The organism is Mesorhizobium sp. M5C.F.Ca.ET.164.01.1.1 (genome assembly GCF_004792125.1).
Taxonomy (GTDB): domain Bacteria; phylum Pseudomonadota; class Alphaproteobacteria; order Rhizobiales; family Rhizobiaceae; genus Mesorhizobium; species Mesorhizobium wenxiniae.
Genome location: NZ_SRTG01000486.1, coordinates 1 through 300, shown reverse-complemented (window position 1 = coordinate 300; position 300 = coordinate 1). Strand labels below are relative to the sequence as shown.

The window sequence follows — 300 nt, the reverse complement described above, 5'->3', positions numbered from 1 at the left end:
GAAGATCGTCTCCGACGGCGTCAACGCGCTGCGTTCGCCGGACCGCGCCATCGTCGTCATCACCCACTACCAGCGCCTGCTCGAGCACATCGTGCCTGATACGGTGCACGTGCTCTACAAGGGCCAGGTTATCAAGTCTGGCGACAAGTCGCTGGCGCTCGATCTCGAGGCCAATGGCTATGCCGGCGTGATCGGCGAAGCCGCGTGAGATGGGAGCAGTCGAGGCGAAAGTCATGAACATGCACGCACAGCCCCAGCGGACCTTGGCCGAGACGGCGCTGATCGATGCCTTCGGCGAGC

1 pseudogene is annotated in these 300 nt (G+C 63.7%); it reads left to right on the top strand.

The annotated features are described in order from the left end of the window. Window positions 1-208, top strand: a pseudogene (gene sufC / locus EN807_RS34395) (Fe-S cluster assembly ATPase SufC); the annotation flags it as partial. Window positions 209-300: the final 92 nt, after the last annotated feature.